This window comes from Xanthomonas sp. 10-10 (genome assembly GCF_040182365.1).
Taxonomy (GTDB): Bacteria; Pseudomonadota; Gammaproteobacteria; order Xanthomonadales; family Xanthomonadaceae; genus Xanthomonas; species Xanthomonas arboricola_F.
Genome location: NZ_CP144460.1, coordinates 138,051 through 159,011, shown reverse-complemented (window position 1 = coordinate 159,011; position 20,961 = coordinate 138,051). Strand labels below are relative to the sequence as shown.

21 protein-coding genes and 1 other RNA gene are annotated in these 20,961 nt (G+C 60.9%); 8 read left to right on the top strand and 14 right to left on the bottom strand.

Annotation, left to right across the window (positions count from 1 at the left end; all coding sequences use genetic code 11):
• Positions 1-95: 95 nt before the first annotated feature.
• Both VZ068_RS00625 and VZ068_RS00620 read left to right on the top strand, forming a co-directional pair.
• Positions 96-1,277, top strand: a complete 1,182-nt coding sequence (locus VZ068_RS00625) for an MFS transporter (RefSeq protein WP_349656561.1) — start codon at positions 96-98, stop codon at positions 1,275-1,277.
• A 243-nt stretch (positions 1,278-1,520) separates the two neighbouring features.
• On the top strand, positions 1,521-1,967 hold the full coding sequence (locus VZ068_RS00620) for a hypothetical protein (RefSeq protein WP_349656560.1): 447 nt from the start codon (positions 1,521-1,523) through the stop codon (positions 1,965-1,967).
• A 6-nt stretch (positions 1,968-1,973) separates the two neighbouring features.
• Here the strand turns inward: VZ068_RS00620 and VZ068_RS00615 are convergent, their stop codons facing one another.
• From VZ068_RS00615 to VZ068_RS00580, 8 genes are all read right to left on the bottom strand, one after another.
• The gene (locus tag VZ068_RS00615; protein WP_349656559.1) at positions 1,974-2,513 is read right to left on the bottom strand and encodes a hypothetical protein; all 540 of its coding nucleotides are present in this window, start codon (positions 2,511-2,513) and stop codon (positions 1,974-1,976) included.
• 145 nt (positions 2,514-2,658) lie between these two features.
• Entirely contained in the window at positions 2,659-3,021 is a 363-nt protein-coding gene (locus tag VZ068_RS00610; RefSeq protein WP_349656558.1) for a hypothetical protein, read from the bottom strand.
• Positions 3,022-3,551: 530 nt separating this feature from the next.
• Entirely contained in the window at positions 3,552-3,683 is a 132-nt protein-coding gene (locus tag VZ068_RS00605) for a demethoxyubiquinone hydroxylase family protein (protein ID WP_349656557.1), read from the bottom strand.
• Between the two features lie 132 nt (positions 3,684-3,815).
• A complete protein-coding gene (locus tag VZ068_RS00600; protein ID WP_349656556.1) occupies positions 3,816-4,223 on the bottom strand; it encodes a VOC family protein in 408 nt (135 codons plus the stop codon).
• Positions 4,224-4,599: 376 nt separating this feature from the next.
• Positions 4,600-5,862, bottom strand: a complete 1,263-nt coding sequence (locus tag VZ068_RS00595) for a hypothetical protein (protein ID WP_349656555.1) — start codon at positions 5,860-5,862, stop codon at positions 4,600-4,602.
• Between the two features lie 336 nt (positions 5,863-6,198).
• Positions 6,199-6,606 carry a hypothetical protein gene (locus VZ068_RS00590; protein WP_349656554.1) on the bottom strand — a complete coding sequence of 136 codons (408 nt, stop codon included), beginning with the start codon at positions 6,604-6,606 and terminating at the stop codon, positions 6,199-6,201.
• A gap of 239 nt (positions 6,607-6,845) precedes the next feature.
• The gene (locus VZ068_RS00585) at positions 6,846-7,571 is read right to left on the bottom strand and encodes an RNA polymerase sigma factor (RefSeq protein WP_349656553.1); all 726 of its coding nucleotides are present in this window, start codon (positions 7,569-7,571) and stop codon (positions 6,846-6,848) included.
• A gap of 72 nt (positions 7,572-7,643) precedes the next feature.
• Positions 7,644-7,997, bottom strand: a complete 354-nt coding sequence (locus tag VZ068_RS00580) for a SymE family type I addiction module toxin (protein ID WP_349656552.1) — start codon at positions 7,995-7,997, stop codon at positions 7,644-7,646.
• A gap of 605 nt (positions 7,998-8,602) precedes the next feature.
• Between VZ068_RS00580 and VZ068_RS00575 the strand changes: the two genes are divergently transcribed.
• From VZ068_RS00575 to VZ068_RS00565, 3 genes are all read left to right on the top strand, one after another.
• Positions 8,603-8,824, top strand: coding sequence for a hypothetical protein (locus tag VZ068_RS00575; protein WP_349656551.1), 222 nt, complete (start codon positions 8,603-8,605; stop codon positions 8,822-8,824).
• Between the two features lie 172 nt (positions 8,825-8,996).
• Positions 8,997-9,383 (top strand): hypothetical protein, encoded by a 387-nt coding sequence (locus VZ068_RS00570; RefSeq protein WP_349657617.1) that lies wholly within the window; start codon positions 8,997-8,999, stop codon positions 9,381-9,383.
• 274 nt (positions 9,384-9,657) lie between these two features.
• A complete protein-coding gene (locus tag VZ068_RS00565; RefSeq protein WP_349656550.1) occupies positions 9,658-11,370 on the top strand; it encodes a reverse transcriptase domain-containing protein in 1,713 nt (570 codons plus the stop codon).
• Between the two features lie 142 nt (positions 11,371-11,512).
• Here VZ068_RS00565 and VZ068_RS00560 read toward each other — a convergent pair whose 3' ends face one another.
• The 3 genes from VZ068_RS00560 to VZ068_RS00550 form a co-directional block, all read right to left on the bottom strand.
• Positions 11,513-12,364: a serine protease gene (locus VZ068_RS00560; protein ID WP_349656549.1), complete on the bottom strand. Its 852-nt coding sequence runs from the start codon at positions 12,362-12,364 to the stop codon at positions 11,513-11,515.
• Positions 12,365-12,733: 369 nt separating this feature from the next.
• A complete protein-coding gene (locus VZ068_RS00555) occupies positions 12,734-13,210 on the bottom strand; it encodes a hypothetical protein (RefSeq protein WP_349656548.1) in 477 nt (158 codons plus the stop codon).
• A 487-nt stretch (positions 13,211-13,697) separates the two neighbouring features.
• A complete protein-coding gene (locus tag VZ068_RS00550) occupies positions 13,698-14,141 on the bottom strand; it encodes a helix-turn-helix domain-containing protein (RefSeq protein ID WP_349656547.1) in 444 nt (147 codons plus the stop codon).
• Between the two features lie 111 nt (positions 14,142-14,252).
• Between VZ068_RS00550 and VZ068_RS00545 the strand changes: the two genes are divergently transcribed.
• Positions 14,253-15,488, top strand: a complete 1,236-nt coding sequence (locus VZ068_RS00545; RefSeq protein ID WP_349656546.1) for an MFS transporter — start codon at positions 14,253-14,255, stop codon at positions 15,486-15,488.
• A 52-nt stretch (positions 15,489-15,540) separates the two neighbouring features.
• Here VZ068_RS00545 and VZ068_RS00540 read toward each other — a convergent pair whose 3' ends face one another.
• Positions 15,541-16,230: a glutathione S-transferase family protein gene (locus VZ068_RS00540; protein WP_349656545.1), complete on the bottom strand. Its 690-nt coding sequence runs from the start codon at positions 16,228-16,230 to the stop codon at positions 15,541-15,543.
• A gap of 181 nt (positions 16,231-16,411) precedes the next feature.
• Positions 16,412-17,164 (bottom strand): SDR family oxidoreductase, encoded by a 753-nt coding sequence (locus VZ068_RS00535; protein ID WP_349656544.1) that lies wholly within the window; start codon positions 17,162-17,164, stop codon positions 16,412-16,414.
• A 135-nt stretch (positions 17,165-17,299) separates the two neighbouring features.
• On the opposite strand from VZ068_RS00535, the gene VZ068_RS00530 reads away from it, so the two are divergent.
• Entirely contained in the window at positions 17,300-18,187 is an 888-nt protein-coding gene (locus tag VZ068_RS00530) for a LysR family transcriptional regulator (RefSeq protein WP_104585934.1), read from the top strand.
• A 172-nt stretch (positions 18,188-18,359) separates the two neighbouring features.
• Positions 18,360-20,441 (top strand): M13 family metallopeptidase, encoded by a 2,082-nt coding sequence (locus tag VZ068_RS00525; protein ID WP_349656543.1) that lies wholly within the window; start codon positions 18,360-18,362, stop codon positions 20,439-20,441.
• Positions 20,442-20,884: 443 nt separating this feature from the next.
• Here VZ068_RS00525 and VZ068_RS00520 read toward each other — a convergent pair.
• Positions 20,885-20,961: non-coding RNA, sX9 sRNA (locus tag VZ068_RS00520), on the bottom strand.

The window sequence follows — 20,961 nt, the reverse complement described above, 5'->3', positions numbered from 1 at the left end:
ACCAAACGTTACTCACCTTCAGCTCGACGCCCGCTGCCGATATTGCGACGCGCACGCGCAAGGCTGATCCGATGACGCACGCCGTGCCGCCACCCATGCGACCAAGCACTGCGCTGGTGGTGATTATCCTGGCGCAACTGTTGGGCACCTCGTTATGGTTTTCGGCCAACAGCGCGGCCGACGACGTGATGCGGCAATGGGGCGTGGGTGCAGCGGCAGTCGGGTGGCTGACCATGGCCACGCAGGTGGGTTTCATCCTGGGCACGTTGAGCTTTGCGCTGAGCGGGTTGGCCGACCGGTTTGCGGCCAGCCGCATCTTTGCCGTCTGCGCGATAACCGGGGCGGCGTGCAATCTGGGCTTTGCGATCTTCGCCAGCGATGTCGCCACGGGAATGGTGTGGCGCTTTGCGGTGGGGCTGTGCCTGTCTGGCATCTATCCGATCGGGATGAAGCTGGTGGTGCAGTGGGCGCCGCAGCATGCGGGCAAGGCGCTGGCGTGGCTGGTGGGCATGCTGACGCTGGGCACGGCGTTGCCGCAGGGCATCAAGGCGGTGGGTGGCGCGTTGCCGTGGCAGGCGCCGATGGGGGTGGCATCGCTCCTGGCCGTGATTGGGGCAGCGATGATCCTGCGCCTGGGGCAAGGCGCGGCTGCACCGGCACGGGCAAGCGGCACGCTGGCGTTCGGCGCGGTACTGCAGGCGTTTTCATTGAAGGACTTTCGCGCCGCCACGTTCGGCTACTTCGGCCATATGTGGGAGCTGTATGCGATGTGGACGCTGACGCCGCTGCTGATCGCGCGCGCCGGCCTGTCGCAAGCGCTTGGGGTGAGCACGGCCACGTTGGCGTTTGCGGTGATCGCCGCAGGGGCGGTGGGCTGCGTGCTGGGCGGGCAGTTGAGTGCGCGCATCGGTAGCGCGCGTGTGGCAGCGGTGGCGTTGCTGATCTCGGCACTGTGCTGCCTGGCGTTTCCATGGGTGGGTGGGCAATCTGGCTATGCGGCACTTGCGTTGATGCTGGTGTGGGGCGCCAGCGTGGTGGCCGACTCACCGCAGTTTTCCGCATTGGCTGCACGTGCATGCCCGCCTGCCATCGTGGGCAGTGCGCTGTCGATGCAGAACGCGATTGGTTTTGCGATCACCGTGGTGGCGATCGGTGTGAGCACGCGGTATGTAGACGCGCTGGGGCTGCATATCGCCTGGGTGCTGCTGCCTGGCCCCGTGCTTGGGTTGGTGGCCTTGATGCCGTTGTGGCGCAGTCGGCCCGCACCATCGGGGTGATGTGAGGCAGGAAGCAAGCACCACCCGATGTGGCGCAGTGCCCTGCGCGGCAAGGGCCATTGCAGTCGCCACAAGCGTGGCGCCAGATGCCGGGCACACGGTTGAGGTGGCCTATCTGACGTCGCGGGCATCCTTGCGTCGTAGAGGCGACGGTCGCCAGATTCAGACCCTGAGCACCAAGCGGACTGAACCACCCACGCCGGCGATGGGTGGGCTAGGATCGGTGCGGACAGGGGGAGCACCATGGACAGGATGACCACCGCGCGCGGCGTCGCGCTGATACTGACAGCGCTGTGTGTGCTTGCGTGCGGGCAAGGCGTCTACGCACAAAGCATGCGCTCAGCCACAGGCAAGGCGAACAGCAAGTACATCCCGCCGACGCGGCAGCCGTACAACTCGATGGCGCGCGACACCACGCCGTTCAATTGCGAGCAATACCGCGCGCACCCGCATCCGGGCATGGTGCGTTACTGCCAGGGCATCGAGAACATGATGCTGCGCAAGGAGGCACGCAGCCAGGGGCGTCCCGCTCCATCGGATTCCATCATCGCGCTGCCGGGCCTGGGCACGGCAGAGGCCAAACAACTGGGCTATGCCTGCGTGGGCGGGCAGGCGATGAAGCGGCTACGCAATGGATGGGAGCAGGTATCGGCTGCTGCGGGTGGGTGGCAGCGGTGTCAGGGTGGATAAGTGAACCTACTCTACGCTAGCCCTGAACAAGGCGAACATCCGCCAAGAAACCGCCATGCTGATCAGAAATGAAATCCCTACCGCTAGCACCGGAGCGAAGCGCAGTGGCGCACGGCTAAACCCTGACCACGGGAATGCCCGCTTGATCAGCAAGAACGGATATCCCAGAAAAACCGCAAACAGAGTGGGATCCCAGCTGAATCTGCTGCCGCTTGGCACGCCATTGAAGACTACGTCAAGGCCAACATAAAGCGTGTAGGCAGCAAGGCCCATGAGCATGACAGCATGGACTTTGAGCGCGGCTACAAGCTTTTCTCGTCGAATCAAGGCCAGCGCCGAGAATGCCAATGCAACGATCACGGCAGGAATGGAGACGTAGGCAATCGCAACCTCCTGCGCCATCTCCGGCACCTTGCCGGTCCTTACCAAAAGCAGGGCGCCCCCATGCGCAAGCAGCACAAATACGCACAGTACCGAGTTTATGCAGAGCATCGTCAAGGAACTGATGCTGTCCAGCTTATCCATCAACGAGTTAAGAATTTTCACCAGTACCCAATGCGTTGTGCTGTGGCGCGGAGCGGCGATTTATCGACTGACGTGTCAAGCATGCCAGTTCACGATGTTGCGCGCGACGTGCTCTCAGCCGGCAAGTTACGCCCTGCCAAGAAACCGACTGGGCCTGAATGGATTGTCAGGACGCGTGGACGGTTTCCACATGACCGACACCTTCTTGAAACATCAAAATTCGACCGGGATGCACAACCCATGGAACGTGATTGCGCCACCAAGCCGCTGCCGCCGGACTTGATCGCTCAAGAACCTCGATTGCGGCCGCGGAGTACACGATGTAGCCCGATGCCCGCCTCACCCGGCCAGTCAGCCGTGCCCAGTAGTACCCAATGCGGGTCTTGGGATGTGAGATGACCCCAACGGTGGGTAGCGAATGCACAGCGCCCGCCTCGTCCGCAAGCGGCAGCGACAGACCTACCCATTTCTCGCGCACCCATTCGGGCGCTTCTCCAGGCGGGACGGAGGTAATGACCAGAAATAACATCGAGTGTGCCTAGAGGCCCTGACACCTTGACCAAGCAGAACTGCTGAGCAGGTTCTGCACCAATGCACCGTCACGCCCTATCCAACAGCTCGTCAGGACGTGGCGGACGCACGCGAGTGAGATACGCCTTATGAGAGGCGCCAAATGCTTTGTAGTTGGAGCGCCCCTCGGTAAGGCTGATCTCTCCATTCGGGCCGCCCCATACCTCATCCGCATCGTCGTCATCCTGACCATCATCTTCCCAAAAACACACGGCACATATCTCGAAAGCTGCGCGCGCGTCGAGCGTCTTATGGCCGCAGCATGGGCATCGCAGTGGAAGATTTCGCATTTTTTCCATGTGGCCTGATGCCTGAACTAAGCCAGGCCGCAAGGCGGCATCGGCTTGATCGAATTGTCAGAAATTCTATCCGATCAACACCTGTAGCTTGCGGACGTTCCGCAACGAACTGTGCAATGCGCTCGTCGCAAGGCCCCATGTACCAAAGTTCCTTGCGGTGGATGTCGCTTATCTAGGCTCTATAGACGGATCAATCGGTCGAGCGCGCCATGAAGAGTTGCCCGCTATAGATGCTGATGGCGCCATGCTCGCCGGCGTGATTCACCTTGAGGATGCGATCGCCCAGGTCATGCGTTGCCGAAGAGCGCGTGGTTGCTTCCATGCAGTCAGGTGCCAGTTGAGGCTACCCGCGAAGCGGGTGCGGCTTGGGTGATTATCAAGGCGCGCCTGCGGCTTGCGCATGAGCGTGCCCTCACCGGGCCGCTACTTGAACGGATCATGCGATACACCAGCTTCAGGACGTGATGGCGTCGTAGCCGACAGCGCTGAATTCGATCAGGCAGTAGCCATGCCCAAAGGGATCGGCCATCAACGCGATGCGGCCCCAAGCATTGTCGCGGATCGCGTTCTCCTGGGTGGCCCCGGCAGCAATCGACCGTGCAACCGCCTGCTCGAGGTTGTCCACAACGAAGTCCAGGTGGACTGGCGTCCAGTGTCGCGCATAGGAGCGCACTGGACCCGCATTGGGAAATGTCTGGGTTCCCTCTCCTTTCGCCAGAAGATACAGCCTGGAGGACGCGCCAATGAGTTCAATCGCATCTGTGCCGAAGCGACGCCCTGGGCGCAGCGTAAACGCTGCGCAGTAGAAGCGCTCGGCAGCTTCCAGATCATCGACGTCGATGTTGACGAGCATATCCGACATGGCGCCTGACTCCGGGGATCAGCCAACTGCGAAGCGCAGCATAACGCCTGAATCAGCCAGCGCCACAGCGCGGCGCTGGCTGGAATGCAGTGTCAGGGTACGTCTTTATTGGCGCAAGCTAGCACATCGGCAGGCCAGGCTTTACCCCTGGTATCGGCAAACCCGATCTTCGGTGTAAAGGCCACAGAAACGACTGTGGCAACAGCCGCCGCCAATGTTTACTGCGCCACCCTGCCGCTCGCACTGGGCAGACATTCAGTGGGCGCTGTAGTACAGCGCCAAGCGGCATGCTTGATCAAGCCACCCAATGTTGGCGCAGCAGGGACCTGCGGCATCGCGCGCCTCAGGCCGCCGGAGATCCCTGGCCCGCTCGGGACTACCTGCTGACGCTGTCCGGGTCGGCTCTGGGGCCTGCGTTGGCGGCAACCGACTTGGCGACGTCGTTGGACATCATCGGCCTGACGCTGCCTATCGCATTCTTCCACGTCGCATTGCCGGCAATATTGGCCATCACGGTGGTGTCCAGCAGAAACGATTCCTGTCCGGTTTCCGTGTAACTGGTGACACAGGAACGCCCCAGCGTCTGCGAGCAAAGCGACCCGGTGGAGGACACGTTCTCATCCAGTGGCGCGAACACCAGATCGCCGGGTGTACTGGCGACAGGGAAGAAGTATTGGCCCTCTGGATTGAAGTAGTTCCCTTCGGCCAACAGGTTGACGTCCCTTGACGCAGTGGCGCCAAAATAGAAGTTGGACGTATACAGATTGTTCACCAGATGAATCATGCCGCCCGTGCCGATTTCCGGCGAACGCCCTGCGGTGGCGTGGAAGTGATTTGCCAGCAGGGTGATTTCTTCAGCTTCGCCGATCAGCAGCAGGATCCAGGAGCTTCGACCGTTGCAGTAATGCCCATACGCGGTCTCGCCATCAAACATGTTGTTGGAAATGGTGACTGCCTTGGCAGGGCCCCAGCCCGTCACGATCATCTGCCGGCCGATGCGTGCGAACGCGTTGTGGTCGATCCAGATCCTGCTTGCGTTATCGATGCTGATCGCATCGCCGCCAAAGACGATGCCCTCATTGAGATCGGTGATCGACAGGTTCCGCACGATGATGTTCGACACACCGCCGGTCATCGACAAGCCCGTGCCCTTGATCCCCGCCGATGCCCCGAGACCGATCATCGTCTTGTTCGAACCCACGGACAGCAGTGACTTAGCTGCGTTGTCGTAGGTCAGTGGGAACGTTGTACGACCGCTGCAGTATGACCCGGTGTCCAGAACCCGCTCCTGCTTCCCGCTCGGCTCTGCACACTGTCTGTCAGCGTAAACGCAGCCCGTGGTGGACGTGGTTCCCTGCGTTGCCGTGAAGTCGATGACGGTGTTCAGGCGGATGATGCGAGGCGTGTCGTCTATGCAGGTATAGCCCTGGTAACGCTGGCACAAGGCATTCTTGAGCTCTGCCGGTGTCGAGACATCGACCACCTCGCCCCCCGCGCCTCCAGTGGTTCCCGCGCCAAAGCCGACCGGCTCGCTTGCCAGTGCAGCGGTTGTCGTTCCAGCCACTAGGGTGGCGGTGGAAAACACGAAACCCATCACCGAACGTCTTGAGAAAATTTTTCGCTTGATGACATCGATCATGAAGAACCTTTGCGCTGGGGGGCGCTGTGTTGTGGGGGGGCGATGCGCGTTTGTCTGGCAATTGGCGGCGAGCCGAGTGGCTCGCGTTATGCCGTCGCTGCATGTCATAACGATAGGGAAATTCTCGTGTCGGGTCCCCGTTGCGCGTCACAGTAGTTGGCGCTCAAAGAGAACCCAAGGAGACGGGGGCGAAGAGCAAAGAACGGAGTCTTAACAGGATGACGTGGCGCACCCTGCGTCTGCTTCAATCGCTCTTGATCTTTTTCAGCTCTCGCCTGAAAACGAAGTCAACCTGGAGCGCTTATGCGATAAGGCGCTGATCTCATCCCGGCGCAGTTAGACCGCGCTGACGCCGACCCAAACGCGTGTCACCAGTACATAGCCGGTCAGCGCCAGCGTTGCAAAAACAACACCATTGGCGATGAGGTGAGATCGGTTGCTGCGGCTGTCAGCTTCGGCACGTTGCACTGCTTGTGCCCGATTAACACGGTAGAGCAAGAACGCCAAGCCAAGCGTGATGACTGCACTACAGGCGAAAGTGGCAGGGTGATTGGAGATGAGGTAGCCCTGCAAGAATTTCCCGTGACTCGGAACTGCAGCCTCCCAGCCAGCAGGGAGTGATTTACCTTGAAGATCGAGCGCAGCAATGGGTTTGGCTCCAAGGAACATGGACGCGGCAAAGAAGGAGACAAGCAACGGCAGCCATAGCAGCAGCTCAAGTATGTACAAGAGTGGGAACTTCATATTTTTCAGCATAGTGTCTGGTCATCCCGACCTGATAATCAGCAAGTTGCACAATCGAGCTTTCGCTCCGCATTGCGCTAAACGAACGTCTCGCGGCATCTGATCGAATGAGCACCAACCTATTGGTGACCCGAGGAGCCGCATGCCGCTAACTTAGCCGAATAGCTAAGCGCGATGAACCGAGCCAGCGCCCGGCCGGTCTCGATGCACCACCACCTGCGCAATGCATTGCCCTGACCTCACTCACCCACCGCCGCGCGGCAGGCGGCCAGGGCGCGGCTGATGTGTTTTTCCACCATCTTGACCGAGATGCCCATCACCGCCGCCACCTCGGGGTAGCTGAGGCCGTCGAAGCGGTTGAGCATGAAGGCCTGGCGGCATTTGGGCGGCAGCGCGGGCAGCGTGTGGGTGTGCAGGTGCTGCAGGGTGCGGCGGGCGTCCACCAGCTGGTCCACCGCCGTGCCAGCGGCGGCGAGCGGTTCGCTGTCCTCCAGCGGCACATGGCGGGCGGCGTGCCTGCGGTGGCGCGTGCGCCAGTGCTCCAGCACCACGTTGTGGGCAATGCGGTACAGCAGCAGCTTGTAGCTGTGGATGTCTGGCGTGTTGCGGTAGGCCAGCAGGCGCAGCAGCGTTTCCTGGGCGAGGTCGGCGGCGGTGTGCGGGTCGCGCAGGCGCCGCCGCATGTAGGTGAGCAGCTCTGCCTGCAGCTGCACCACGGCCTGGTCGAAGCGTTCCCTGGCCGGCGCGTGCTCCTCGCGCACGTGCCAGCGCGTGGTGACGCGGCCAAGCGCGTAGATACCCGCCGCGGGCGCGCGGGCCGGCAGCTCACGCATGGTGTAGGCGCTGCGGTGGCGCCACGGGCGGCTGCCGTAGCGCTCAACCGGCACCGCGCTTGCGGCGTGCATGCGCGCCGCGACCACCCGGCCGATGACACCGTGGCGGTCTGCACGCGACGCGCCGGTCATGCCCTCACTCATCATGCGACGTCTCCAGCAACGGGCCGGGCGCATGCGGTGCGCGCATGCGCTGCGGCGTGATCAATGTGGGTCTACAAGGCTGATGACCAGCTCGCCATCGCGCTGGCGGATGTGCAGCTTGCTGCCGATGGCAAAGCCCAATTGTTCCAGCCAGCGGCCGCGCAGGCGCAGGGTGGGAATGCGCTGGTGACTGTCGGGATAGTACCCATAGCCAACGGTGCACTGCTGCGGCGCACGCGCGCGGCCGGGCCGCCGTGGTGTGCGGGGTTCGGCACGGGGTTCGGGGATGGGCGTGCGCTCGAGGTAGCGTCGCGGCGGGATCGAAGGATCCAGCGAGCGCCAGACGACTTCGGTAGGCGGCTGCGCCGTGGCGCGCTTGCGCGATGGCTTGGGACTGGACGTGGATCGACGCATGGCAAAGCCCTCCTAGACGAACAAGCCCCGTCGCACGACGCAACGGGATGTCGGGAGGCTAGAAACCACACACAGACGGCAGGCCCTTTTCCGAAAGGGATTCGCATTCGCCGCTTTCCGACGCAGGTGTCACGCCGGTTACGCCTGCAAGAAACTGCAGGCACAAAAAACCCACCGGTCTGACGGAGGTGGGTGCCGCTGTGTGAGGAGTTTCTAGGCTCCTTGCAGCGAGATTGCTACGCGTTGAGTGGTGTGTCAACTGGTTGCAGCGACCCATTGGAGTGCTGCGCTTAGCCGGAAAATTCTTTTATGTAGGTGGCTTCTCCGCACCCAGACAGTCACCTCAGCTTGACCCTGCCCTGCGCCACCCGCACACTTCCAGCCGGAGCCTAGAAACTCCCCACACAGCGGTACCCACCTCCGAGTTTTGGTGGGTCTTTTGTGCTCGGCCATCTGGCTTGGCACTGCTCGGCGTTCCTACGCCGGGAGGGCGGCGAATAAAATACCCGCAAGGGGAATAAGCCCGCCGGCTGTGTGCGGTTTCTAGCCTCCCGGCATCCCGCTGCGTTGTGCAGCGGGAGCTGCCTCACGGCAAGGAGAGCGGCATGCACGACGAAACCGGCTACTGGATGTCCGAAGGCACGCAGTACCACCTGCTGCGCGTACGCGACCAACTACGCCTGCTCGCCACCTTGGCCGCACCGCGCGCCCGTGACGAAGGCTCGCTGGGGACGCCGACGATTCCACTGCAGCAATGGGCGCATTGCCTGCAACACCTGGCCGAGCAGGTGGAGGATGTACTGGAGGATCTGGGTGCTGCGCGTTAGCGGCGTGCATTGACGCATGCGTAAAGCAATACACGCACCGGCGCCTCAATGATAAGCGAACTGAACCACCCGCAATTGCAATAGGTGGGCTAGGATCGGTGCGTACAGAGGGAACACCATGGATTGGAACACCACCGCGCGCCGCGGTGCGCTGACATTGGCCGCGCTGTGCATGCTTGCGTGCGCACATGGTGCACCTGCACAAAGCATGCGCTCGTCCACGGGAAAGTCCACGTACACTTACATTCCGCCAGTGCGGCAGCCGCATAACTCCATGGCGCGTGACACAACGCCCTTCAATTGTGAGCAATACCGCACGCGCCCGGGCATGGTGCGTTACTGCCAGAGCATCGAAAACGTGACTCTACTTAGCGAAGCGCAGCGCCAAGGGCGCCCTGCGCCTTCGGATTCCATCATCGCGCTGCCTGGTCTGGGCACCGCCGAAGCCAAACAACTGGGTTATGCGTGTGTGGGCGGACAAGCGATGAAGCGGCTGCGCAACGGGTGGGAGCAGGTGTCTGCTACTGGCGGTGGTTGGCAGCGGTGTCAGGGTGGATAAGTGAACCGATCAATTCTATCGCTGGATGAGAGTCCATACGGCGACTTGATGGCATTAAAAATCAGCCTGCGTTGCGATCTCAGGGCGACAAAAATAAATCAGTTGGCTACAATCGGTAAGCCGTCTCGGCTGATGCTTAATCTGGGCTGCGTTAACGCGGTCCTTGTGTTGAGGTAATCCGCGCTCTGCGCACAGTGTCGCAACGTGGGACGCGATGGGTATATGTAAAAGACAGCCGAGGCGGCACTTGATTAATATAGATGACTTGGATAACTTGAATGAAGCTTTAGCCAGGAGCGACGTAGCTAGGTTTTCAATGCACGTTTTTGGGGTCGGCTACGATAGTATCCAAGGTGAGATATATCCTGCTCAGCAATATAGAGCCTTCCAAATCCCGAAAAAAACAGGTGGACTGAGGCAGATTTATTCACCTAGATTGACCCTAAAAAATATTCAAAGGCAGCTGCTAAAATATCTTTTGAATGTTGGTCCCGAGCCTAAAAATAGCGCTCATGGATTTCGGCTTAACAGAAGCATTGTCAGCAACGCCAAAGCACATTGCCAGCAAAGAGCGGGCTTTATATTAAATCTTGATCTGGAGGACTTCTTCCCATCAATTACCTTTTATCGTGTCAGAGGATTATTTTCCTCTCCCATTTTTGGGTTTTCCCACCAAGTTGCATCATTGGCAGCACACATATGCACGTTTAGAAACACGCTGCCGCAAGGAGCTCCAACATCCCCTTATATATCTAACATAATTGCGCGTTCGCTCGATCGAGATCTAATTGATTTGGCAAGGCGACACAGGGCCACCTATACTCGATATGTAGATGACATCACCTTTTCATTTTCCGTAAGAACTTCAGCAGCCATACCAGAAAATATTTGCTCGTTTGATTCAGGATCTCTGACCCTTGGAGCTGAACTTCAAGAGACAATAAGAAAAAACGGATTTGAGATCAATCCAGAAAAAACTCGTATGAGTACGCGCCATAGAAGAATGGAAGTAACTGGACTAAAGGTTAATCGATTTCCAAATGTCAGGCGCAAATTCTTAGACGAGATAAGGGGCGCCTTAAATGCCTGCGAGAAACACGGCTACTCGAATGCAAACTCGCTCTGGAAGTCTAGCTTTGAAAATAAAAACGGCATCTCTCAGGCTCTGAATTATAGATCGCTTAGAAACCCCAATTACATTCCTGAGCTAGCAAACTACTTAAGGGGGAAAATTCTATTTGTGAAAATGGTGAGAGGCGATGAAGACGTACTTTATAATCGTTTTGCAGACCGCTTTAATGCGGCTACAGATGGAATAACAAAAGCGCTGAAAGCTTACCCAATCGTAAGGACGGAAACTGAACTTCGCAAAGCCTGTTTCGTCGTTGTATGGGAGGGGGATTATGTTAGCCCATCCACTGGCGTTGTTTCACATGTAGGCGGCCAAGGCACTGGCTTTATTTATAACAATAATAGACTAATAACATGTGATCACGTCTTTTATGATCTTGTGGAAGACATTGCCATCCATATAAATTCGAGCGACATAGATAAACTTAAGTGCTTTGCTGTTGATCATGCAAACGCAAGACACGACTTAACACTTCTGAATTACGATCAGCATCGCGACCTCGCCTTACTTGCATTCGACGCTCCTCCTCTCTCAACAAGGCACCTCACTGCAGCACATTCTCAGGCGAAGTCAGGTGACAGGGGGCTACTTATCGGGTACCCAGATTATAGCCCCGGGCGCTCGGCAAATATTGTTCCAACTTATGTAAACAACACTTACCCAAGGCAAGGCTTGAGTAGGTTCGAGATTGCATCAACGATAAGAGCTGGCTATAGCGGCGGGCCTTATGTCGATGAAAGCTTCGGGGTTGTAGGAGTGGCGTTGCGCGGTGCTAGCCAAGATCGCGGTACTGATGAATGCCTCTCTGTAGAGGAGCTTGACAAGTGGCTGAATGAAATAAATTCCAATCCATAGCTTCAGATCCTCGTGAAGACAGGCCCGATTATAGCCTCAGCTAGCCTCTCTAAAAAATCAATTAACAAGGTTAATTTTACAGCAGGTACTCATCCGCTTTCGAACCACCAATATTCCCCGGCATGGTCCGAGCAAAGCAATATCATTTGGCAGTTCGCATCAGATCTCGCAGTACGGCTTCCATCTCCATAATTCGCGACGCCTTTATGATTAGCCCCAGATTATTAGGAATTCGAGATATAGAGATAGCACGCTGTTGAGTCGGTACATTTACAATCTCGATTTCGCCTGAAGCTGTATGCTGCGGGCCAGCGTATAAAAGACCTAGCAATTTGATCCGCAGCCCTCCCATCATTACATTACCGTCTCGTTGATTCCAGTGTCCATCGTTGTAAAGCAATACAGGGGATCCACTTGAACCAGGAAAACACGCAGCGTCGATCATGAATTCACCTCTGCCCTCATAGTCTAAATTAGGATGTGTTGCAGTAACCCCCCTTCTAATTATCGGCATATTATTTACGCTATCCCATATACCGTTTGGATATCCCAGCATAATTACATCTTCAAGAGCACCTAGATCGTCCAACTCTTCTTTGCTCGGAATTAGTGATTCGTCCAGTGTTCTAAAAAAAAGAAGATGACCCGCCCGTTCCATTTCTTCAATTAGTCCAGCGATTGGCAGGATACAAAGATCTACATCGTGATTAGGATGAAGCAACCATCTTTCTTCAAAGCGGTCTATCTTAATTTCTATATATTCTCTCATTAACGGATCGCCATTGGCATCTTTTCTAGTTACGTAGATAACGCCGGCTTCCGCCCCAGAAACGACATGTTTGTTGGTAACAATTGCCGGCACGGATCGTTCTCCTTCCTTCAAAAAGTTAAAGAAAAACCCAGACCCTGTTCCTATCTGTCCATTCGATAGAACGCATTCAATACGAACAGTACTATGAGCAAGCTGCTCGGATGTTGTGAGCTGACGCGGCATTCATATTCTCCGAATTAATAAACTTGTTCTGTAGAAAATGTAGGGCTTTGGCTTTGCTCACGGCAACTTACTTCATTCCATGTAGTTGCAGCGACAGATTCGCCCACCACTACGCCTCTAGGGCACGCGATAGCTTAGGCCTGGAAATGACTTTTCCTCTGACAGACCTGCTCGACAAGGCTTTGGTTTACGTCGTAATTTCGGGCCTAGAGCCTTGCGCACGAGTCCGCCTTGCTCGCGCCGCATCCCTCACATTGCTTGCCTAGAGTCCGGCGACAGCGGTGTATACGTCCATATCCCAACAACATTCCCATCGATACCCGGCAATTACCGTCGGGCCTTCGTCCTTTAAGGACATCTCGGGCGGCGCTAGTCGCCTTCTGACTGAAGTCGAAACACCATGCCGCCCTGTTCCGTATCTTCGCCAAAGGTGACTGTGACCGTCGCGCCTGCGTTGATGGCCTCATGACGAAAGGACAGCTCGGCGCTATGCAGTCTCAGGCTGCTATCAAATGTGGTGCCGCTCGATAGGCAGGACACCGAGTCCATTACCGTGGCGTCTGCAAACTCTGTTTGCCCATGCTGCATCAGGTAGGCGCAGACGGCCTGCGCGGCGGGGTCTCCACTGTGCTCACACCGTTTGGCGGAAAGCGCCTGCTCTTGCGCATGCTTGAAGTTGGTTCCCCACGAGGTGCGGAACGCAAAGCTGCGTGTCTGTCCCGGCTGTACTGCACGGACAAAGGCGCGCAAGACCTCGCATAACTCAGCGGCCGGGGCTGCGTGGGCGGTTGCCAACGCCGACAGCAGAATCGAAGGCGCTGCAACATAGAGAAAGAAGGCGCGCATGGCGCTCTGCTGAAAGAAGACCTGCACAGTATTGGCTCAGCCGCATTGCGCCGCAACGTCGTTCCGCGCTGGAGGCGGGGTAGGGATGCGCATGCGCCAGGTGGCTGCGGCGCGGCGAAGGCATCCCCCCATCCTCGCCGCTTCGATGCCTGCAGGGCCCATGCGCAGCCTGCCAGATAAGCGGTGGCGGCTACTCGGAGCTTCCTGTACCGGTGGAAATCGCCTGGCCCCGCACTTACATCGAAGTAATCACGCCAGGCAACACGTTATGCGAGATTTCGGCCTCTATGTGCTCCTGCCGCTTTTCGAGCTAGGCGCCGTATAGGGGCTTCGCGGGGGGAAAGTGCGGGAGCGTCGCAGCAGGCAAGGTCTCATCATCCATATCCCCGGTCCGCCACAAGACAGCCTTGAAAGGGAAAGCGCAGCCCATGGGCTGCGCTTTTTGTCGTGGGCTGATCGTAGCTATCACTGCTAGGCGCATTTCTCCTTACTTCACTTTCCGCACTTCGGTCGCGGCAGGCAACAGCACGGAACCATCGTTGGCCTGTGGCGCCATGCGCGCAATCGGCTTGCGCGTACGCTTGTCGATCAGCACCGAATGGCGTTCGCCAGGTGCAAACAGGTGCTGCTCCCCCCACTGGCGCAGCGCTACCACTACGGGAAACAGGCTCTCGCCCTGCGGCGTCAGCACGTATTCCTGATAGGCCGTGCCATCCGAGGCATCCTGGGTTTCGAGAATGCCCTGCTCTACCAGCTTGCGAAGACGGTCAGACAGGATGTTGCGCGCCATGCCCAGGCTGCGCTGAAAGTCGCTGAAGCGGCGCGTGCCATCGAACGCATCGCGCACGATCAGCAGCGACCAGCGATCCCCGACCACATTGACGGCGCGCGCAACGGGACAGGGTTCGTCGTTGATAGGACGGCGCGGCATGACTTCTCCAGACAGATAGCAACATCCAGAATTTCTGGTTGCATTTTAAAACTACGTGCCCTAGCCTTCAATGAGTTTTGTTTTGAAACCAGATTGCATGGATCGTGGCGCATGAAATCATCCCGAACTGCCGAGATGCCGCGCGGCCTGGTGCTGCTGTTTGCCGCCGCCAGTGGCGTGAGCGTGGCGAATGTGTACTACGCACAACCCCTGCTGGATGCGCTGGCCCGCGACTTCCACATCAGTCATGCCGCCGTGGGAGGCGTGGTGACGGCCACCCAGAGCGGCTGCGCCCTGGCTCTGCTGTTGCTGGTGCCACTGGGGGATCGGGTAGATCGTCGCCGGTTGATGGCGGTGCAACTGCTGGGCCTGGTGGTGGCATTGGCGACGGTCGGCATGGCGCAGTCTGCATCTGTCCTGCTGGCGGGCATGCTGGCGGTGGGGCTGCTGGGCACGGCGATGACCCAGGGGCTGATCGCCTATGCGGCCAGTGCTGCCGCGCCCCATGAACAAGGGCGGGTTGTCGGTACGGCGCAGAGTGGCGTGTTCATCGGTCTGCTGCTCGCGCGCGTGTTCGCAGGGGGCGTCAGCGATCTGGCGGGTTGGCGCGGCGTGTACTTCTGCGCCGCCGTGCTGATGCTGGTGATCGCGCTGCCGCTGTGGCGGCGGCTGCCAGCTTTGCCGTTGGCAGCCAATCCCATGCCTTACCCGCGTCTGATCGCCTCCATGCTGACGCTGCTGCGGAAAGAAAAGGTGCTGCAAGTGCGCGGCATGCTGGCGCTGTTGATGTTTGCCGCGTTCAACATCTTCTGGAGCGCGCTGGTGCTTCCGTTAAGCGCGCCGCCGTACAGCTATTCGCACACCGTCATCGGTGCATTTGGCTTGGTCGGTGTGGTGGGCGCCTTGGCGGCCGCACGTGCCGGGCAGTGGGCCGACCGTGGCCATGCCCAGCGCACCAGCGCAGCGGCGCTGGCCGTACTGCTGCTGGCTTGGTGGCCGCTGTCGCTGATGGAATGGTCGTTGTGGGCGCTGGTGATCGGCATCGTGCTGCTCGACCTGGGTGGCCAGGCGCTGCATGTCACCAACCAGAGCCTGATCTTCCGCACGCGCCCCGAAGCCCACAGCCGGATGGTGGGCCTCTACATGCTGTTCTATGCGGTCGGCAGCGGGCTGGGTGCCATCGGCACCACCGTCACCTATGCCCATGCGGGCTGGCAAGGTGTGTGCCTGCTGGGCGCGCTGATCAGCGCGCTTACGCTGTTGTTCTGGTGGCTGACGCAGCGGGTGACTCCGCAGGTTGCGGCTCAGGCCTGGCAAGCCCTTGGCACTGATGGCACTGAGGGTTAGTTGCTAGGGCAGGCATGCGACGCGGCCAGCCCTGCACGTTGGCTTTGGCTGCTTACGCCGGCACACGCACCGCCTCTGCCAGCAGGGCGCGCTGTTTGTGCAGATGCTGCTGGAAGCGGCTCGCGTAGTCCTGCGCCGCCGCGCCGATGACGCTGGGCCTGGCGGCCAGGGCGGCGCGCCATGCGCCGATGCGCGGCAGCCCTTCAAAGATGGGTGCACAGACATCGGCGGGCAGCAGGCCGAAGTAGCGCAGCAGCGGGGCGAACACCACATCGACCATGCCGAACGTGGGGCCGGCGAAATACGGGCCCTGGCCCAGCGCCTGCTCGAGCTTTTGCAGCTTGCCGCGGAAGGCGGCGCTGGCGGTGTCGGCGCTGGCCTGGTCGCTGGCATTGAGGAACTGCCAGGCGTCGGCAAAGGTGGGCGCGGCAAACTCGATCCAGGCGCGTTGCTGCGCACGTTGCAGCGGGTCGCGCGGGTACAGGCTGGTGCTGCCGCTGGTCTCGTCGAGGTAGTCGCAGATCACCGCGCTCTCGAACAGGGTGGCCACGCTGCCGTCCGGCTGGCCGATGCGCAGCAGCGGCACCTTGCCGGTGGGCGACAGGGCCAGGAACCAGTCCGGCTTGGCGTGCAGGTCGATATCCACGCGCTCGAAGGCGACAGCGTGTTCCAGCAGCACGATGGCGGCGCGCTGCACGAACGGGCACAGCGGGTGGCTGATCAGGGTGAGGGTGTTGGGCATGGGCAATGGCTCGCGTTGCGAAAGGGGGGTGCCAGGGCAGCCGTGGGCCGGCCTTGCCTGCATGGCAGAAAACGCCTGCGCCTCGCCATGCAACCGGTGCATGGCGATGCGCAGGCGCAGGTGGGTGCCGGCAGGGCGGCGATGCGCGCCGCCTGCCGACGCCTGGCGGGGGCCGCCAGGCTCAGCCGTTGAGCAGGCGCCCGCCGTCGACCACGATTTCCGACCCCACCGTCCAGCTGGATTCGTCCGAGGCCAGGTACAGCACGGCCTTGGCCACCTCTTCCGGGGTACCGAAGCGGCCCATCGGGATGCTGGCGGCGATTTCCTCGTTGAGCTTTGCACGGTAGGCGTCGGGCACGCCGAGCTTGTCGTACAGCGGGGTTTCCACCGGGCCGGGGCTGACGGCGTTGACGCGGATGCCGCGGCCCAGCAGTTCGCTGGACAGCGTCTTGGTCATGCTGAGGAAGGCGGCCTTGGTGGCGGCATACACCGACGAGCGGGCCATGCCGGCATGCACGTTGACGGAGGTGTTGAGCACCACCGAGGCGGGGTTGGCCAGCACCGGCAGCAGCGCCTGCAGCAGGAAGTACGGGCCCTTGACGTTGATGGCGAAGGAGGCGTCGAAGGCCTGCTCGGTCCACTCTTCGATCGGCACCCAGACCGAGACGCCAGCATTGAGGAAGACGACATCCAGCTGGCCGTAATGGGCCTGCACCGCCTGCGCCAGCTCCTGCTGGGCGGCAACGCTGGCCGAGTCGGCGCGCAGCACCGGCACGTCCGGCCCCAGGATGGCCTGGGCCTTGGCGATGGACTCGGGGTTGACGCCGGTGACGATGACGCGGGCGCCTTCGGCGAGGAACTGCCTGGCGGTTTCCAGGCCAATGCCGGTGGTGCCGCCGGTGATGAGGGTACGTTTGCCTGCAAGACGTGACATGGTGTGCTCCTGATGGTGCGGTGCCCGGCCGCCGCATGGCGGCCTTCGATGCGGCATCTTCGCCCCATGCGCCTGCTGCTATAAGATCCTGCGGGAACATAACCTTCATGCGCTGTGCGCATGAATCGAGGACGCATGGACCGGTTTCTGCTGATGACCTGCTTTGCCCGCGCGGTAGAGACGGGCAGCTTTTCCGCCGCCGGGCGCGACCTGGGGCTGGGCCAGCCCAACGTCAGCCGGCATGTGGCGGCGCTGGAGCAGCACCTGCAGACCCGGCTGCTCAACCGCTCCACCCGCAAGCTGGTGCTCACCCCGGAGGGCGAGCGCTATTACGCGGAGGTGCGCCGCATCCTGGATGCGGTGGGCGAGTCTGAAATGGCGCTGCGCGACGATGTGCAGCCCTCCGGGCTGCTGCGGGTGGCCTGCCCCACGGCGTTGTCGCACACCTTCGTGCTGCCGCTGGTGCCGGCGTTCTTGCAGCGGTTTCCGGCACTGGAGCTGGACCTGCAGATCAACGACCGCTACGTGAACCTGCTCGACGAAGGCGCGGAGCTGGCCATCCGCATCGGCCACCTGGACAGCAGCGCGCTGCGCGCACGCCGCATCGGCGCGTTCACGCGGGTGACGGTGGCCAGCCGCGCCTACCTGGACAGGCGCGGGGTGCCGGCCGTGCCCGAGGACCTGCGCCACCACGACTGCGTGCTGTACACGCTGCTCAGCACCGGGGCGAGCTGGCGTTTCCGCGATACCGACGTGCCGGTGTCCGGCCGGTTCCGGGTCAATTCGCCCGAGGCAGCGCGCGCGGCGGTCAGCGCCGGGCTCGGCATCGGCCTGGGTCCGGCGTGGCTGTACGAGCAAGGCCTGGCCTCGGGCGAGCTGCAGACCGTGCTGGATGCCTTTGCGCCGCCGCCGGCGCCGATGCAGATTGTCTACGCCGCCAACCGGCTGGTGCCCAAGCGCGCGCTGGTGTTCATGGATTTCATTGCCGAGGCGTTTGCAAAGATTCCGCAGCTCAACCGCTAGCGACACCCGCGCTGCGGTGGTGCCAGTGCCGGTGCGCCGCCGGCGCTTCGCTTTCCTGCACGCGTGTGCCGTTGCGGGCGCGGGAATACTCAACTTTGTTCGCCCGCGCGCAGCCTGCGCGCAGGGCTCGCCTAAGCTCGCGGCACCTTCCCCATGCACGGCTGCCACGCCCATGTTGAGCAGACACAGTCTCGCGCTTGCAACCTTCATGGCATTGAGCGGTTGCAAGCAAGCCAGCGAGCAAGCGACCGCGCCCACCGCACCCACGCCTGCGGCGGCAGCCACTGCGGCGGCACCGGCACTGGATATCAACGAACTGGATCCAGGTGCCGACGCCTGCCAGGATCTGAATGCCTTTGCCAATGGCAAGGCGCTGGCCAGGGGCATCCCCGACGACGAGGTGGGCATCGGCACCTCGTATGACGTTTACAACGCCAGCTATCGGGATCAGCACGCCATTGCAGAGGCCTTGCTGAAGGCGCAACCGGCCAGCGGCTCGGTGGAGCAGCTGGTCAGGACGTTCTACGCCTCGGGCATGGACGAGGCGGGCATCGAGCGCCTGGGCGCGGCGCCCATCCAGCAGCGGATGGCGGCGATCGATGCCTTGAAGAACGCGGGCGACATTGCCGGCTTCATCACCCAACGCCACGCCGAGGGCGACAGCGTGGTGTTCCAGTTCATTGCCCAGCCCGACGCGCAGGATGTGTCGAAGATGGTGGGCTATGCCTTGGTCCAGGGCATGACCCTGCCCGCAAAAAATTATTATGTGGATGCGCAGTACGCACCCATCCGCGAGGCCTACCTTGCGTACGTGCAGCAGTCGTTCGTATTAGCTGGCATACCGGCCGCGCAAGCAGCCGCACAGGCCAAGCAGGTGCTGCAATTGGAGAGCCGCCTGGCCGCCGCACTGCTCACGCCGGCCGAGCAGCGCGAGCCGAAGAACATGTATCACTGGCTCACCACCGCGCAGGCCAATGCGCTGACGCCGCACTTTGCCTGGGACCGCTTCATGGCAGCGCAGGGTGTCAACGGCGAGAAGGGCCTTGCGCTCTCCCAGCTCGCATTCTTCAAGACATTCGATGGGCTGTTGCAGACCGTTCCGGTGGCGCAGTGGCAGGCCTATCTGCGCTTTCATGTCATCGACACCGCAGCGCCGGCACTGAGCAAACCCTTCGTCGAGAATCGCTTCGCTTTTTACTCGAAGACGCTGGAGGGCCGGCAGGTGCAGCCGCCGCGCTGGAAGCAGGTGATCGATGCATTGAACACGACGATCGCCGAGGCGATGGGCCAGCTGTATGTTGCCCAAAAATTCCCCCCGGCCTCCAAGCAGCAGGCGCTGGCGCTGGTGGAGAACGTGCGCGCCGCCATGAAGCTGCGCATCGCGCGCGCCGACTGGCTGAGCGCTACGACCAAGGCCAAGGCATTGGACAAGCTGGCCCAGATGATGCCGAAGATCGGGTATCCGGACACCTGGCAGGATTGGTCGGGCCTGCGGCTGGACACGGGCACTTATCTGCAGAACATCGAGCGGGCCGCCGCCTTCAATCATCGCCAAAACATGGCCAGGATCGGCAAGCCGGTAGACCGGACGCACTGGGATGACGTGGCCCCGCAGACGGTGAATGCCTTCTACTATCCGCGCGAAAACAGCATCTACTTTCCCGCGGTGATCCTGCAGCCGCCGCTGTTTGCGGCAACGGCGGACGATGGCCTCAACTATGGCGGAATCGGCGGCATGATCGGTCACGAGATCAGCCATGCCTTCGATGACGAGGGCAGGCAGTTCGATGCCATCGGCGCCACCCGCAACTGGTGGTTGCCCGCGGATGTTGCCGCGTTCGACGCGCGCACCGGCAGGATCAAGCAGCAGATGAGCCGCTACGTGCCGCTCAAGAGCAGGCCGGACCTGCCCGTCAACGGGCAGCTGGTGCTGGGCGAAAGCATCGCCGACTTCACCGGGGTCACCATCGCCTACGACGCGCTGATGCTGGATCTGCAACAACACCCCGAGCGCAATGTCGCCATCGACGGCTACACGCCCGAGCAACGCTTCTTCATCAACTGGGCCCGGCTGTATCGCAATGCGCGCCGCGAAGAAGCCCAGGTAAAGGCACTCAATGCCGACCCGCATCCGCCCAGCGTGGTACGCGTCAACGCCGGGCCGTCCAACATGCCGCAGTACGCCAAGGCGTTCTCGTGCAAGGCGGGCGATGCGATGGTGCGCACCGATCAGGAGCGCGTACAGGTCTGGTGAGGCGGACGTTCGGCAGTGTGGCGGGCGCGCAGGCCGCGGTGGTGCGTGACAGTCCGCAGGGCAGGCTAATGATCAGGATGGTCGCGGCCAAGCCCGGATCCAGATGGCCGACGCAGACCAAGGCCGTGAAGCTGGATCGGCTGGGCGTACAAGGCCTGCAGTCTCCGCGTACACGCAGATTGCGTTGGCGGCAGCCTCTTGCCAGGCTGCCCGCAACGCATCTGGCGTGCTCCCGGAAAATGCGACTCTTGGCCTGTTCACATGGAGGACCGCACTTCGCAAACGCGCCGGGGCATTTGCTGCGATCCCGCAACTCACTGCGGGACGCTGATCGTCCGAACACGGCAGGCACACCAACGCGAGCGCGAGAGCTCCGCTTGTCTCCCTCGCCGGGTGGATGACCCCCGTCTCTCAGCCTGCCCGCATCGAGGGACGCTTGGGGCGGCTAACAGCACGTAGCGGGCCGTCGTCAGCGGGGTGTGGACGGCGCACTCGGAACCGGAGTGCAGGCGTGGCACCT